Annotated in this window: 13 protein-coding genes; 3 read left to right on the top strand and 10 right to left on the bottom strand. The window is 66.1% G+C overall.

Annotated features, from left to right (window positions below; genetic code table 11):
* Positions 1-51 precede the first annotated feature (51 nt).
* Positions 52-1,545, top strand: a complete 1,494-nt coding sequence (locus ACP15H_RS23510) for an ATPase domain-containing protein (protein ID WP_425068556.1) — start codon at positions 52-54, stop codon at positions 1,543-1,545.
* 326 nt (positions 1,546-1,871) lie between these two features.
* Complete coding sequence (locus ACP15H_RS23505; RefSeq protein WP_425068555.1) at positions 1,872-3,584, top strand: ATP-binding protein; 1,713 nt, start codon at positions 1,872-1,874, stop codon at positions 3,582-3,584.
* Between the two features lies 1 nt (position 3,585).
* On the opposite strand, the gene ACP15H_RS23500 is transcribed toward ACP15H_RS23505, so the two are convergent.
* The 8 genes from ACP15H_RS23500 to ACP15H_RS23465 all read right to left on the bottom strand — a co-directional run bounded on the left by ACP15H_RS23500 (position 3,586) and on the right by ACP15H_RS23465 (position 9,780).
* Positions 3,586-3,978 carry a DoxX family protein gene (locus ACP15H_RS23500; protein ID WP_425068554.1) on the bottom strand — a complete coding sequence of 131 codons (393 nt, stop codon included), beginning with the start codon at positions 3,976-3,978 and terminating at the stop codon, positions 3,586-3,588.
* Between the two features lie 6 nt (positions 3,979-3,984).
* On the bottom strand, positions 3,985-4,395 hold the full coding sequence (locus ACP15H_RS23495; protein ID WP_425068553.1) for a VOC family protein: 411 nt from the start codon (positions 4,393-4,395) through the stop codon (positions 3,985-3,987).
* A gap of 76 nt (positions 4,396-4,471) precedes the next feature.
* The gene (locus ACP15H_RS23490; RefSeq protein ID WP_425068552.1) at positions 4,472-5,713 is read right to left on the bottom strand and encodes an RNA polymerase sigma factor; all 1,242 of its coding nucleotides are present in this window, start codon (positions 5,711-5,713) and stop codon (positions 4,472-4,474) included.
* Complete coding sequence (locus tag ACP15H_RS23485) at positions 5,710-6,099, bottom strand: YciI family protein (protein ID WP_425068551.1); 390 nt, start codon at positions 6,097-6,099, stop codon at positions 5,710-5,712. Before ACP15H_RS23485 ends, ACP15H_RS23490 begins: the two co-directional genes overlap by 4 nt.
* A gap of 75 nt (positions 6,100-6,174) precedes the next feature.
* On the bottom strand, positions 6,175-7,032 hold the full coding sequence (locus ACP15H_RS23480; protein ID WP_425068550.1) for a metallophosphoesterase: 858 nt from the start codon (positions 7,030-7,032) through the stop codon (positions 6,175-6,177).
* A 15-nt stretch (positions 7,033-7,047) separates the two neighbouring features.
* The gene (locus tag ACP15H_RS23475; RefSeq protein WP_425068549.1) at positions 7,048-7,848 is read right to left on the bottom strand and encodes a mechanosensitive ion channel family protein; all 801 of its coding nucleotides are present in this window, start codon (positions 7,846-7,848) and stop codon (positions 7,048-7,050) included.
* A 56-nt stretch (positions 7,849-7,904) separates the two neighbouring features.
* Positions 7,905-9,125: a polyhydroxyalkanoate depolymerase gene (locus tag ACP15H_RS23470; RefSeq protein ID WP_425068548.1), complete on the bottom strand. Its 1,221-nt coding sequence runs from the start codon at positions 9,123-9,125 to the stop codon at positions 7,905-7,907.
* Between the two features lie 76 nt (positions 9,126-9,201).
* A complete protein-coding gene (locus ACP15H_RS23465; protein WP_425068547.1) occupies positions 9,202-9,780 on the bottom strand; it encodes an SCO family protein in 579 nt (192 codons plus the stop codon).
* 94 nt (positions 9,781-9,874) lie between these two features.
* On the opposite strand from ACP15H_RS23465, the gene ACP15H_RS23460 reads away from it, so the two are divergent.
* On the top strand, positions 9,875-10,510 hold the full coding sequence (locus tag ACP15H_RS23460) for a flavin reductase family protein (RefSeq protein WP_425068546.1): 636 nt from the start codon (positions 9,875-9,877) through the stop codon (positions 10,508-10,510).
* A 144-nt stretch (positions 10,511-10,654) separates the two neighbouring features.
* Here ACP15H_RS23460 and ACP15H_RS23455 read toward each other — a convergent pair whose 3' ends face one another.
* The gene (locus ACP15H_RS23455) at positions 10,655-11,998 is read right to left on the bottom strand and encodes an amidase (protein ID WP_425068545.1); all 1,344 of its coding nucleotides are present in this window, start codon (positions 11,996-11,998) and stop codon (positions 10,655-10,657) included.
* 8 nt (positions 11,999-12,006) lie between these two features.
* Positions 12,007-13,944 carry an acetate--CoA ligase gene (acs, locus tag ACP15H_RS23450; protein ID WP_425068544.1) on the bottom strand — a complete coding sequence of 646 codons (1,938 nt, stop codon included), beginning with the start codon at positions 13,942-13,944 and terminating at the stop codon, positions 12,007-12,009.
* Between the last annotated feature and the right edge of the window lie 20 nt (positions 13,945-13,964).

The following is a 13,964-nucleotide window of genomic DNA, read 5'->3' as shown; positions in this document are numbered from 1 at the left end:
GGGACGGGCGCTTCTTGGCTCCGGAGTGGGGCGGCAAAGGCGGAGAAACAGATGGCGGCCAGGACGAGCAAGTCGAAGGATCGGACGGGTGTGCCGGGGCTCGACGACGTTCTTCTGGGTGGCCTCGCGGTCGGTCGGGTCTTTCTGCTGGAGGGAAGCCCCGGCACCGGCAAGACCACCATGGCAATGCGCTTCCTTCTCGAAGGCGCCGAAGCCGGGCAGCGAGGCCTCTACATCACCTTGTCCGAGACCGCAGCCGAGCTGCGCGCCACGGCCGAGGCGCATGACTGGAAGATCGACGACAACATCGAGATCTTCGAAGTCGTGCCGCCGGAGAGCCTGCTCGATGCCGACCAGCAGCAGAGCCTGCTCTATTCGTCGGACCTCGAACTCGGCGAAACCATCAAGCTGATCTTCGAAGCGGTCGAACGCAGCAAGGCCCAGCGCATCGTCCTGGATTCGCTCTCGGAAATCCGCCTGCTCGCGCAAAGCTCGTTGCGCTACCGGCGTCAGATCCTGGCCATGAAGCACTATTTCGCGCGCCATGGCGCCACCGTTCTCATGCTCGACGACTTGACGACCGACATTCTCGACAAGACGGTACACAGCGTTGCGCACGGCGTCGTCCGATTGGAGGAGATGACTCCGGACTATGGTGGCGAGCGACGCCGCCTGCGCGTGGTGAAGTACCGGGCGCAGGGTTTTCGCGGCGGCTACCACGACTTCGTCATTCGTGCGGGTGGCGCCCGAGTCTTTCCGCGACTGGTCGCTGCGGAATACCGGCGTAGCTTCGCCCGCGGGCTCATCGCCACCGGTCTGGCGGCGTTCGACGGTCTGCTGGGAGGCGGCATCGAGCAGGGAACCAGCACGTTGCTGCTTGGACCGGCGGGCTCGGGCAAGTCGACGCTCGCGTGGCAGTTCGTGGCGGAAGCTGTTCGCAAGGGCGACAAGGCAGCCATGTTCATCTTCGACGAGGAGCTTGGGCTCCTCATCGAGCGCGCCAGGCCCCTCGGCTTCGATTTCGCGGCGATGCAGGCAACGGGGCGTCTGCAGATCACGCAGCTCGACGCTGCCGAGCTGTCGCCCGGCGAATTTGCCCACTTGGTCCGCCAGGCCGCGGACGATCCGGCCATGAAGACGGTCGTGATCGACAGCCTCAACGGCTACCAGGCGTCGATGCCGCAGGAGAACGCCCTCATCCTGCACATGCACGAACTCGTCCAGTATCTGAACCGCTCCGGCGTCTCGACCTTCCTCACGGTGGCCCAGCATGGACTGGTCGGCGAGATGAAGTCGCCGGTCGACGTGACCTACCTGGCCGACGCCGTGATCCTCCTGCGTTTCTTCGAGGCCGAAGGGTCGGTGCGTCGCGCGCTCTCTGTCATCAAGAAACGCGGCGGCAGGCACGAGGACACGATCCGCGAGTTCTGGATCGATGGCGGGCTGCATATCGGCGAACCGCTGGCGGAATTCCAGGGTGTTCTGCGTGGCACGCCCTTTTATCCCGGGGATCGCGCGCCTGCTCGTCCGGCGCGTGACGAATGACGGTTTCCCCCGAGCGGCCTCTCCGCGCGTTGGTGCTGGCTCCCAGGGGGCGCGATGCCGCGGTGGCATCTTCCCTGATCGAGCCGACGGGCGTTTCGTGCATTGTCTGCCCGAGACTGGCGGCCGTGGTCGATTTCCTGGACGACAATATCGCCTTCCTCCTGATCACGGAGGAAGCGATCCGGGGCGCAGACCTCAAGCCTCTCGGCGCCTGGCTCGCCAACCAGCCGCCCTGGTCCGACCTGCCGTTCCTTCTAGTGACCGACCATGGCGGCGGGCCGGAGCGCAATCCGATCGCCTCACGCTGGCTGGAGACGCTGGGCAACGTGTCCTTCATCGAGCGCCCCTTCCACCCCACGACTCTCGTCAGTGTCGCACGGGCCGCCGTCAAGGGCCGGCGGCGACAGCACGAAACGCGTCGGCTGCTCGCCCACCTGCGAGAGAGCGACGAGCGGCTGCGCACCGCACTACACGCAGGTCGGTTGACTGCCTGGGAGTTCGACTTCGCCACGTCGCGGCTTACGGTGTCGGACGAGGGAAGATCGATCCTCGGCCTCAGCGGCCTACAGGAGATCGGGCTCGACGAGCTGCTGCAGGGCATTGCGCCGGACGACCGGACCCAGGTGATTCAGGCGCTGGGCCGCAGCGTTGCGACCGGTGAAGATTTTGCCACCGATCTTCGCTTCGGACGACCTGACGGCGCTCTCCTTTGGCTCGAAGTTCGCGCGCGCCTGGTCCGCGATGGGACGGGATCGCCGCGACGTTTCGTCGGCCTCGCCTCCGACATCACCGCGCGCAAATCGGCGGAGATGGCGCTTCAGGACATGAACGAACAACTCGAGAAGCGTGTCGAGGAGCGGACGGCGCAGCTGCGGAGCGCACATGACGAACTTCTCGCCGAGATCGCCGAGCGCGAGCGGACCGAGGCGCAACTCCGCCAGATGCAGAAGCTGGAGTCGATCGGCCAGCTTACCGGCGGTGTTGCGCACGATTTCAACAACCTGCTGACGGCGGTGATCGGCAATCTCGAACTGCTGCGCAAACGCGTGCCGGCGAACCCGTCCAGCGAACGGCTGATCGACGGTGCGATGCAGGGCGCGCAGCGGGGCGCAGCCTTGACGCAGCGACTGTTGGCCTTCGCGCGTCATCAGGCGCTGGATGCCCGGCCGGTCGACCTCGGCGAACTGGTGCGAGGAATGGACGACCTGCTGCATCGCTCGCTCGGTCCCTCGGTCACGATGATTCAGGATCTGCCGGCCGGGATTCCACCGGCCCATGTCGATGCCAACCAGGTGGAGCTCGCGCTGCTCAACCTTGCGGTCAACAGCCGGGACGCGATGCCGGAAGGCGGCACCCTGACCTTGGCGCTCGATCTCGCGGAGACCGATGCCGCGAGCGATCTCGCGGCGGGCCGTTATGTGCGGCTCACCGTATCCGATACCGGGGCGGGCATGGACAGCGAGACGCTCCGCAAGGCCATCGAGCCGTTCTTCTCCACCAAAGACGTGGGCAAGGGGACGGGGCTTGGCCTGTCGATGATCCACGGCCTGGCCCAACAGCTCAAAGGCGCTCTCCGCCTGTTCAGTACGCCCGGCCAGGGCACGCGGGCGGAGCTCTGGCTGCCCGTCGCCCGCGGGGCCGCGCATGTCGCCGCTCCCGAACCTCCTGCCGAAGAGTCAGACGAGAAGCGCCGGGCGACGCTGCTTTTCGTCGACGACGATTTTCTCATTGGCCTCAGCACGACATCGCTCCTCGAGGATCTCGGGCACACGGTCGTGAAGGCCTCGTCGGGGCCGGAGGCCCTCGAAGTCCTGCGCTCCGGCGGCCCCATCGACCTCATGATCACGGACTACGCGATGCCGGGCATGACCGGTCTCGAACTGGCCGAGCAAGCCCGCGCGCTGCGCCCCGACCTTCCGATCCTGCTCGCCACCGGCTATGCCGACCTGCCGACACGTCCCAAGTTCGCCCTGCCGCGCCTCAGCAAGCCCTATCAGCAGCAGCAACTCGCCGAACAGATTCAGAACCTTCTCGGCTGAGTCATCGGAAGAGGAACGGGATCACCCGTCGCACACGCTCGTCGCGCAGCCAGAGGCCGCCCCAGACCAGGATACCGAGATAGAGACCGAAGAGTGTGTGGCTGAACAGCGGGCTTCCGATCCGCAGGTGGGTTGCGATGGCGCCGCCGAACAGCCCGGTCAGCAGGATCGCGCCCAGCAGTGCCGTCCGCGGCCAGGCGTAAAGCGCCGTGCAGGCGAGCGTAACGATGCCCAGGAAGCGGGCAAAGGAATCGGTCGTGGGATAGCCGAGCTCCTTCATCGTGGCGGTGACGATCTCGAGGGGCGGCAGTTTGATCAACCCGTCGAAGAGCAGGAACAGGATGGCCAGGCCACTGAGGAGGCGGCCCGCCCACAGGGCTTGGGTCGAGACCATGCTCGTTCAGCTCTTCTTCGGGGACATGCCCATCGACCACAGGACGCCGAAGGGATCGCGGAACTGGCCGTAGCGGTCGCCCCAGAACATGTCCTGGACGGGCAGCACGACCTTGCCGCCGGCCTTCACGGCCTTGTCGAAAGCGGCATCCACGTCATCCACCTGGAGATGCAGGATGAAGGCCGCGGGCTTCTCCAGAGGCGCGCCGTGCTCGGGGAAGGCATCGGCCAGCATAAGCGACCCGCCGTTGATCACCAGATGGATGTGCATGTAGCGGCCCTTGTCGTCGGGCGGCATCCGCATGACTTCGGTGGCGCCGAGCGCCTTGGCGTAGAAGTCCGCCGCCTGGGCGGCATTGCTGACGGAAAGATAGGGGCAGGGGCCACCGAGGACGGGCGGCTGAGCGACGGGAGTCATGACGGTCTCCTTGGCTGATGTCATGTCCACAGGACGAACGGCCGATCCGGAGTCCGACATTGCCGCCTGGAATTTTCTAGAGGGACAGCCGGTCCAGATGCTGGCGGATGTGCGCCGCCTCGGCGGGGGTGTTGGCGAGCGCGATGGCGCGGCCGAACGCCTCGCGGGCTTCCTGGGGGCGCTCGAGCTGCTGCAGCAGCGCGCCCTTCACGCCATGGAAATAGAAATAGCCCTGCAGCCGTGCGCCCAGCGGTTCGATCATCGCGAGGGCGGCTTCCGGCCCGCGGACCTTCGAGACCGCCACCGCTCGATTGAGCGTCACGACGGGCGACGGCTGCAGGCGCTCGAGGTTGGCGTAGAGCAGGTCGATCTGTGCCCAGTCCGTGTCCGCGGCGCGGGGCGCCCGGGCATGCAGCGCGGCAATGGCCGCCTGGACCTGATAGGGACCGGGCCGCCGGTGGCGCATCGCCTTGTCGATCAGGGCCAGACCCTCGGCGATGCGTGGCCGGCTCCACAGGCTGCGATCCTGGTCCTCGAGCAGGACGATGTTGCCGTCCCCGTCGAAGCGGGCCTTGGCCCGCGCGCGCTGCAGCAGCATCAGCGCCGTGAGGCCCATGATCTCGGGCTCGGTCGGGAACAGGCGCAACAGCAGCCGGACCAGCCAGATCGCCTCTTCGGCCAGCGGCTTGCGGGCCTCGGCCTCGCGGCTGTTGCTCGACGAATATCCTTCGTTGAACAGCAGATAGATCATCGCTGCCACGGCGGCGAGACGCTCTGCGCGCTCGGGCGCTCCGGGTGTCTCGAAGGCGACGCTGGCATTGCCGATACGGGCCTTGGCCCGCGTGATGCGCTGCTCCATGGCGGCTTCGCTCACCAGGAAAGCCTGGGCGATCTGCTTCACCGACAGGCCGCAGACGATGCGCAGGGCCAGCGCGATCTGCTGGGTCGCGGGCAGATCCGGATGACAGCAGATGAACAGCAGCCGGAGGATGTCGTCCTTGTAGTGCTCGCCGTCGAGCCGATCGGCCAGCGAAGTCTCGGCGTCGTCGAGGTCCGACAGCACCGCCTCGTCCGGCAGTTCCGTCTGCCTGGCCTGCCGGCGGACCTGATCCATCGCGGCGTTGCGGCCGACCAGGATCAGCCAGGCGGCGGCATCGCGCGGCGGGCCGTTTTGCGGCCACGTCTTCAGCGCGCGCAGGCAGGCTTCCTGGAAGGCTTCCTCGGCGGTATCGAGATTCCGGAAATATCGCAGCAGCGCCCCCATCACCTGGGGGCGGGCCGCGCCCAGAACCGGATCGATCCAGCCGAGATCGTTCATGTTGCCGGCTTCTTCTCATCGGGAAGCTGGCTGGGGTGGAACTCGGCGACCGGCCGGATCTCGTAGCTGCCGGTGCCCGGATTGGCCCTGGCCAGCTCCTTCGCGGTGTCGAGAGCCTCCTCCAGCGAGGCGCAGTCGATGACGTAGAAGCCGAGCAGCTGCTCCTTGGTCTCCGCGAAGGGACCGTCGATCACCATGTCCTCGCGCCCCTTGCGCAGCGTGGTGGCCGCGGTCGTCGGCAGGAGACGGGCAACCGGGCCCAGACGCCCCTGCCGGGCGAGCTTGTCGTTGACGGCGTAGAGCTTCGTCATCGTCTCGTCGTGGTATTCCTTCGACCACGAACCGATGGCTTCCTCGGAATTGTAGCAGAGGATGGCGTAGAGCATGGATGTTCGGCTCCTGTTGGACGGAGGACGTGGGAACGGCCCTCTTGCCGACAGCCCAGGCCGATTTATTTCAGCTCATTCGGCGTCGGAAGAGACGGGAGTCTCGAAGGGCGTGCCGGCCTTGAGGATTCGATAACGGCCATCCTGGATCTGTGCACCGGCCACGATGCCGGTGCGCGCACTGCCGCCGTCGAGACCCAGGCGGTCGCCCTCGAAGAGATGCGGATCTTCCATCCCGCTGATCGCCGTGTGCTTGTCGGGGGGCGTGTGACCATGCACCACCAGCGTGCCGCCGAAGCCCTGCTTCCAGTCGAGGAAGCCATGGTTGATCCAGGCCCAGCGCGCTTCGGTGAAGATCAACCAGGGGCGGGCGAGGAACTCGTCCTCGTCGGCATGGGGATCGAGGCCGCCGTGGACGAACACCGTGTTGCCGAGCCGCACGTGCGAGCGCATGCCCTGCAGGCGGTGCACCACTGTCTCGCCGAGCGCCTCGCGGAGCAGTGCTTGATCGGCGTGGGCCGCCGATCGGCCGGCGCGGGCCGCCATCTCGTCGAGGAGAATATGGCCGCCCATGCGTTTGCTGAGCCACATCGTCTCGGCCTTGTGCGCGTGCGGTCCGCCCACGACCGTGAGCATCATCATGATCTCGTGATTGCCCATCAGCCGGTCGACATGGTCGACGCCGTGCGCCTCCTCGGAGCGGGCCCACAGTTCGAGGACACCGGCGCTGTCGGGGCCGCGGTTGATCATGTCGCCCAGATAGATCAGCCGGCGCCTGCCCTGGGCTTCGCCGGCCAGTCCGGCAATGGATTTCAGGAGCGCAGCGAGTTCCGCCGCGCAGCCATGGACGTCGCCGATGGCGAACACCGTCTCGCCCTTTAGATCAAAGGGGGCAGGCTTCCACTCGGAGACGGTGACGGGCAGGTCGGTCATGGGACCATGCTAGCCCTATCCGGTTTGGCGCTCCACAGCCGCCGGCTCGCGGTCGAACTCCTGCTTGATCCCTCGATTGAGGTCGTACTTGAGCTGTACGGCCGATTCCCGCTGCGTCCACACCTGTGCAGCCAATGTGTACTTGTCGGACTCGAGCGTATCGATGCCGATCGCCGAGACCTTCAGAACCCTTGCGTCCCGCTCGATGGTCCCGCGAAGGCGCGAGATCGAGGTGTCGATGTCTTCGTTGGCAGGCCGCGGAACGCGGAACTCGAGACGTGCGGTGTCATTGCGCGTCGGTACCTTCAGGATCTCTCCCCACAACTTGCCGTTGGGAATGATGATGCGGGTGTTGTCGTCCCCATCGATCTCCGTGAAGAACAGGTTGATCTCGCGCGCGACGCCCGTCACGCCCCCGGTCTCGACGCGGTCGCCGATATGGAAGGGCCGGAACACCACCAGCATGATGCCGGCCGCGAGGTTGCTCAACGTTCCCTGGAGCGCCAGGCCGATGGCGATACCGAGCGCGCCGAGGACGGCGACGAAGCTCGTCGTGGCGATGCCGAACGTCGTCAGCACGGCGACGAAAGTGAAGACAAGAACGGTGTAGCGGACGGCATTGCCGATGAAGAGCGCGACCGTCCGGTCGATCCGGGGCGATTTCTGGCAGAGCCGCACGACGGCCGTGTAGAGAAGGCGCGATGTCATCCAGCCGGCGCACAGGATGATGACGGCGCCGATGATGCGAAGTCCATAGGTGGTGACCAGGGCCACCAGTACGTTTGCGGCGTTATTCCACTGTTGCTCGATGCCCATGGCACGGCAAACGCCCGGCGGGTTGCCGGGGTTGCCTCCGGTCGACCGTACGCGGCTTAACGGGCGTCGTTCTCGCGAATGAAGGTGCGCACGCGCGGCATGATCTGTTCGCGCCACTTGCGGCCGTTGAAGATGCCGTAATGGCCGACCCGCGGCTGTTCCCAGTGCACGTGACGTGCGCCGGGAATGTTGGGTGTCAGCGCATGCGCCGCCTTGGTCTGGCCGACGCCCGAAATGTCGTCCAGCTCGCCTTCCACCGTCATCAGGGCGGTCTCGATGAACGAGGGATCGATCTTGCGGCCGCGGCTCACCCACTCGCCGCGCGGCAGCAGGTGCTCCTTGAACACGACCTCGATGGTCTGGAGATAGAACTCGGCGCTGAGGTCCATCACGGCGAGATATTCGTCGTAGAAGGCGCGGTGAGCGCCTGCCGGATCGTCGTCGCCTTTCACCAGATGCTCGAATTGGCGCATGTGTGCGTTCACATGGCGGTCGAGATTCATGCTGATGAAAGAGGTTAGCTGCAGGAAGCCCGGATAGACGCGGCGCAGCGCGCCCGGATAGTTGAGCGGCACCGTCGAGATGACGTTCTGGCGGAACCACATCATCGAGTTGCGCATGGCGAGGTCGTTGGGGACCGTCGGGCTCACGCGGGTATCGATCGGGCCGCCCATCAGGGTGAGCGACTTGGGCTGGCGCGGCTCCTTGGCCTCCGCCATCAGCGCGGCGGCGGCCAGCACCGGCACCGACGGCTGGCAGACGGCGATGACGTGGACGTCCGGGCCGAGATAGCGGCAGAACTCGGCCACGTAGTCGATATAGTCGTCGAGGTCGAAGTTGCCCTGGCTGAGCGGCACTTCGCGCGCGTCGATCCAGTCGGTGATGTGAACGTCGTGGTCGGGCAGCAGCGCCTCGACCGTTCCGCGCAGCAGGGTGGCGTAGTGGCCGCTCATCGGCGCCACGACCAGGACCTTGGGATCGCGACGGGTAGTGTCGCGATGGAAGTGCAGCAGCTGGCAGAACGGCTTGCGCAGCAGGATCTCTTCGTTGACCGCGACGGTGTCGTCGCCGACCACCGTCGTCTTCAATCCGAACGCCGGCTTGCCGTAATTCTGGGTGAGGCGCGTCATGATCTCCGCACCCGCGGCGATCGACTTGCCGAACCAGGTCTCAGCCCACGGATTGTAGGGGCTGGAATAGACCTGCTCGAGGGCGCTGGCCCACATCCGCAGGGGGACGGAGAGCTGGCGCTGGAATTCGTAGGCTTGATAAAGCATGGGGCGCGGATTGTACGCCCCGCGCCGGCCATGTCACGTCCATATTGCGACGCAACAATTGTGAAAATTCAATGACTTAGAGAAGGCGCCCCACGGCATTGGCGATCGTCTCGGCCTTGGCGTCATGGGTGAAGTGGGTGACGAAGCGGCCGTTGCGGTCGAGCAGGTAGACGATCGAGGAGTGGTCCATGAGGTAGGGCGACCCCTCCTTGCCGGGCACCTTCTGGTAGTAGACGCGATAGGCCTTGGCCACGTCGGCGATCTGCTGCGGCGTTCCCGTGAGGCCGATGATCCCCGGCCCGAAGTTCGGGACATAGCCTTTCAGCAGTTCCGGCGTGTCGCGCTCGGGGTCGACGGTGATGAAGACGAGGTTCACCTTCTTGGCGGCGTCCGGTCCCAGCTTCTCGACTGCCGTTTCCATCAGCAGCAACGAGGTCGGGCAGACGTCGGGACAATAGGTGAAGCCGAAATAGATCAGCGTCGGCTTGCCCTTGAGCTGATCGCTCGAGAACGGCCGGCCATCCTGGTCGACGAGCTTGAACGGCCCGCCGATCGACGGTTTGCCGCCCTGCGTGGCATCCCAGCCGATCCAGCCGGCGGCGACGACGAGCGCCGCGATCCAGACGCCGAGCAGCGCCTTCATGGTGCGTGACATGGCGTGAACATGGGCTGCACGCGGCGGCTCGACAAGCCGGACGCCTCGTCGCACAACCTCTCTGCCTGTGCGTTAGACCGAGAGGGAAAGTACGATGTTCTACGATGCCGCCAAGCGCGACCACGGACTGCCGCAGGATCCGCTGAAGGCGCTGATCGTGCCGCGCCCCATCGGCTGGATCTCCACCATCGACGGCCAGGGCCGGGTCAATCTCGCGCCCTACAGCTTCTACAACGGCGTCGGCGAATTCCCGCCCATGGTCTATTTCGCCATCACCGGCACCTATGGCGACACGCCGACCAAGCACAGCCGCATGAACGCCGAGGAGACCGGCGAGTTCGTGGTCAACATGGTGACCGCGGAGATGAGCGAGAAGATGAACATCACCACCGCGATGGTGGCCTACGGCATCGACGAGATGAAGCTCGCCGGCCTGACACCGGAGCCCTGCCGCTTCGTGAAGCCGCCGCGGGTCAAGGAATCGCCGGTCGCCCTCGAGTGCAAGTACTGGAAGACGATCGAGCTGCCGGAAGAGCCGGGTCACGAGGCCAAGCGCGGCTCGATCGTGCTGGGCCAGGTGGTCGGCATCCACATCGACGACGCCATCCTGAAGGACGGCCGGGTCGACATCCTGTCGATGAAGCCGGTCGCGCGGCTGGGCTACAGCGAATACACGACGGTCGAAAACGTCTGGAAGATGCGCCGCCCGGACGATCCCCGGTTCCAGTGAGAGATCAGTAGAGCGAAAGGTCCTTCGCTTCGCTCAGGATGACAATATTGTTGTGCTTTGCGCAGTGCGCCGTTGCAGAAAACGTTGTCATCGCGGGCGGGGTAGCCCCGCCCTGAAGCGAAGCCAAGGACCTTTGCTGCGGTATCAATAACCCGCGACGACCGGTGCCACTGACTGCGCCATCGCCAGCACGCGCTTGTCGGCCATGGCCTCGCCCATCAGCATGAAGCCGACGGGCAGTTCCCCGGCAGCATGGCAGGGCAGGCTGATGGCGCAGCGGTCGAGGAAGTTGCCGACCGTGGTGTTGCGCAGCAGCAGCAGGTTCTTCTTCGTGAAGCCCTCGGGTGTCGACACTTCCTCGATGGTCGGCGCCACGATGGCGCAGGTCGGCATGATCACCGCGTCGTAGTTCGAGGTGATCGCCGAGACGCGACGGCAGAGGTCGGCGCGCTTCGCCAGCAGTTCGATGTAATCGGCTGCGCTCATGTCCTTGCCGCGCATGATACGGGGATGGACGAACGGGTCGTAATCCGCGCCGCGCCGCGCGATCAGCTCCTTGTGCCAGGCATAGGCCTCGGACGCGGCGAAGCCGCCCTTGGCGTTGATGGCCGGCAGTTCGTTCAACTCGGCGAGGTCGATCTGTTCGATCTTTACGCCCTTGGCCGCCAGCGCCTTGCAGGCACGCTCGAAGGGCTTGGCGACGGTCGCATCGAGATCGTCCATCACGAAATGCTTCGGGATGGCGAAGCGCAGTCCGGCGAGCGGCGCCGCGTCGGGCACCGAGATTGGTTCCGAGGCGAAGACGGAGTCGACGATGGCGCAGTCCTCGACCGAGTTGGCGAGCGGGCCGATCGAATCGAGCGAGGTCGAGAGCGGGATGACGCCGTCGATCGGCACGCGGCGCGCCGTCGGCTTGAAGCCCACCAGGCCGCAGACCGCGGCGGGAATGCGCACCGAGCCGCCGGTGTCGGTGCCCAGTGCCGCGACGGCCATGCGGTCGGCCACCGAGACGGCGGCGCCGGCCGAGGATCCGCCCGGCACGCGCGTGCGGTCGGCCGGATTGCCCGGCGTGCCGTAGTGCGGATTGAAGCCGACGCCCGAGAAGGCGAACTCGCTCATGTTGGTGCTGCCGACGATCACCGCGCCAGCGGCGCGCAGGCGCGCCACCACCGGTGCATCCGCCGTGGCGGGCTTGGCGTCGTCGAGCGCCTTCGAGCCCGAAAGAGTCGTCTCGCCCGCGACGTCGCAGAGGTTCTTGATCGAGACCGGGATGCCGGCCAGGGCTGAGGGCACGAGGCCCGCCTTGCGCAGGCCGTCGCTCGCGTCGGCCGCGGCCAGTGCCTGGTCCTTCCAGACCTTGATGAAGGCGCGCTTGCCTTCGCCCTTGGGGTCTTCGATTCGCGCCAGCGCCTCTTCGGTGAGCTGGCGCGATGTGGTGCGGCCGGCGGCCAGGTCCGCGGCGAGTTGGGTGATCGTCGGGTTGGCCATCGGGATCCTTACTTGCCGCGGTGCTTCACGAGATCGTCGACGACCATCGGGTCGGCGAGCGTGGACGTGTCGCCTAGGTTGCTGAAATCGTTCTCGGCGATCTTGCGCAGGATACGGCGCATGATCTTGCCAGAGCGGGTCTTGGGCAGGCCGGGCGCCCACTGGATCACGTCAGGCGTGGCGATCGGGCCGATCTCCTTGCGCACCCAGGCGACCAGTTCCTTGCGCAGCTCGTCGGAGGGCTGCTGGCCGGCCTTCAGGGTGACGTAGGCGTAGATGCCCTGGCCCTTGATGTCGTGCGGGAAGCCCACCACGGCGGCCTCGGCCACCTTGGTATTGGCGACCAGCGCGCTTTCCACCTCGGCGGTGCCGATGCGATGGCCCGAGACGTTGATCACGTCGTCGACCCGGCCGGTGATCCAGTAGTAGCCGTCCTCGTCGCGGCGCGCGCCGTCGCCGGTGAAGTACTTGCCCGGATAGGTCTTGAAGTAGGTCTCGATGAAACGCTGGTGATCGCCATAGACCGAGCGCATCTGGCCGGGCCACGAGTTGATCAGGCAGAGATTACCGGTGCAGGGGCCTTGCAGTTCGTTGCCATCGGCATCGACCATCACCGGCTGCACGCCGAAGAAGGGCAAGGTCGCCGAGCCGGGCTTCAGCGCCGTGGCGCCGGGCAGCGGCGTGATCAGGATGCCGCCGGTCTCGGTCTGCCACCAGGTGTCGACGATCGGGCAGCGGTCGTCTCCGACCACGCGGTGGTACCACAGCCAGGCTTCGGGATTGATCGGCTCGCCGACCGAACCCAGCAGGCGCAGGCTCGCGCGTGAGGTCTTCTTCACCGGGGCCTCGCCCTCGCGCATCAGCGCGCGGATCGCGGTGGGCGCGGTGTAGAAGATGTTCACCTGGTGCTTGTCGATCACCTGCCAGAAGCGGCTGGAATCGGGATAGTTGGGCACGCCCTCGAACATCAGGGTGGTGGCGCCGTTGGCCAGCGGCCCGTAGAGGATGTAGCTGTGGCCGGTGACCCAGCCCACGTCGGCGGTGCACCAGTAGACGTCGCCGTCGTGATAATCGAACACGTACTGGTGGGTCATCGACGCATAGACGATGTAGCCGCCGGTCGTGTGCAGCACGCCCTTCGGCTTGCCGGTCGAGCCCGACGTATAGAGGATGAACAGCGGATCCTCGGCGCCCATCGGTTCGGGCGCGCACTCGGCCGGCACCTTCGCCGCGATCTCGTGCCACCAGACGTCGCGGCCGGCGTCCCAGGCGACCTTGCCGCCGGTATGCTTCACCACCAGCACCTTCTTCACGCCGGGCGCCTTCTTCAGCGCCTCGTCGCAATTGGCCTTGAGCGGCACGTGCTTGCCGGCGCGCAGCCCTTCGTCGGCGGTGACGACGACGTTGCTGTCGCAATCGACCAGGCGGTTGGCGAGGCTGTCGGGCGAGAAGCCGCCGAATACGACTGAATGGATGGCGCCGATGCGCGTGCAGGCCAGCATCGCGTAGGCCGCCTCGGGGATCATCGGCAGATAGATGGTGACGCGGTCGCCCTTCCTGACGCCGAGCTCCTTCAGCGCATTCGCCATGCGGCAGACTTCGTCGTGCAGCTTGCGATAGGTGATCTTCTCGGATTTCGAGGGATCGTCGCCTTCCCAGATGATGGCGGTCTGGTCGGCGCGCTTGGCGAGGTGACGGTCGATGCAATTGGCCGAGACGTTCAGCACGCCGTCGTGGAACCAGCGGATGCGGACGTCGCCGTTGTAGTCGACGTCGCGCACGGCCGCCGGGCTGTAGGGCTTGATCCAGTCGATCCTCTTGCCGTGCTCTTCCCAGAACCGGGCGGCATCCTTGGTCGAGGCCTCGTACATCGCCTCGTACTTGGGCTTGTCGACATAGGCGCGCTTGGCCCAGTCCGCGCTGACGGCGATCACTTCATCGGCCATGGCTTTCCTCCGGCTTCGGC

Source organism: Reyranella sp. (genome assembly GCF_965249915.1).
GTDB lineage: Bacteria > Pseudomonadota > Alphaproteobacteria > Reyranellales > Reyranellaceae > Reyranella.
This window is presented reverse-complemented; position numbering and strand designations above follow the sequence as displayed.

Coding starts and splice junctions, on each gene's coding strand:
- ACP15H_RS23475 (WP_425068549.1), bottom strand. CDS start 7,848: ATGGGCATCGAGCAACAGTGGAATAACGCCGCAAACGTACTGGTGGCC.
- ACP15H_RS23495 (WP_425068553.1), bottom strand. CDS start 4,395: ATGACTCCCGTCGCTCAGCCGCCCGTCCTCGGTGGCCCCTGCCCCTAT.
- ACP15H_RS23510 (WP_425068556.1), top strand. CDS start 52: ATGGCGGCCAGGACGAGCAAGTCGAAGGATCGGACGGGTGTGCCGGGG.
- ACP15H_RS23470 (WP_425068548.1), bottom strand. CDS start 9,125: ATGCTTTATCAAGCCTACGAATTCCAGCGCCAGCTCTCCGTCCCCCTG.
- ACP15H_RS23455 (WP_425068545.1), bottom strand. CDS start 11,998: ATGGCCAACCCGACGATCACCCAACTCGCCGCGGACCTGGCCGCCGGC.
- ACP15H_RS23460 (WP_425068546.1), top strand. CDS start 9,875: ATGTTCTACGATGCCGCCAAGCGCGACCACGGACTGCCGCAGGATCCG.
- ACP15H_RS23480 (WP_425068550.1), bottom strand. CDS start 7,032: ATGACCGACCTGCCCGTCACCGTCTCCGAGTGGAAGCCTGCCCCCTTT.
- ACP15H_RS23485 (WP_425068551.1), bottom strand. CDS start 6,099: ATGCTCTACGCCATCCTCTGCTACAATTCCGAGGAAGCCATCGGTTCG.
- ACP15H_RS23500 (WP_425068554.1), bottom strand. CDS start 3,978: ATGGTCTCGACCCAAGCCCTGTGGGCGGGCCGCCTCCTCAGTGGCCTG.
- ACP15H_RS23490 (WP_425068552.1), bottom strand. CDS start 5,713: ATGAACGATCTCGGCTGGATCGATCCGGTTCTGGGCGCGGCCCGCCCC.
- acs (WP_425068544.1), bottom strand. CDS start 13,944: ATGGCCGATGAAGTGATCGCCGTCAGCGCGGACTGGGCCAAGCGCGCC.
- ACP15H_RS23465 (WP_425068547.1), bottom strand. CDS start 9,780: ATGTCACGCACCATGAAGGCGCTGCTCGGCGTCTGGATCGCGGCGCTC.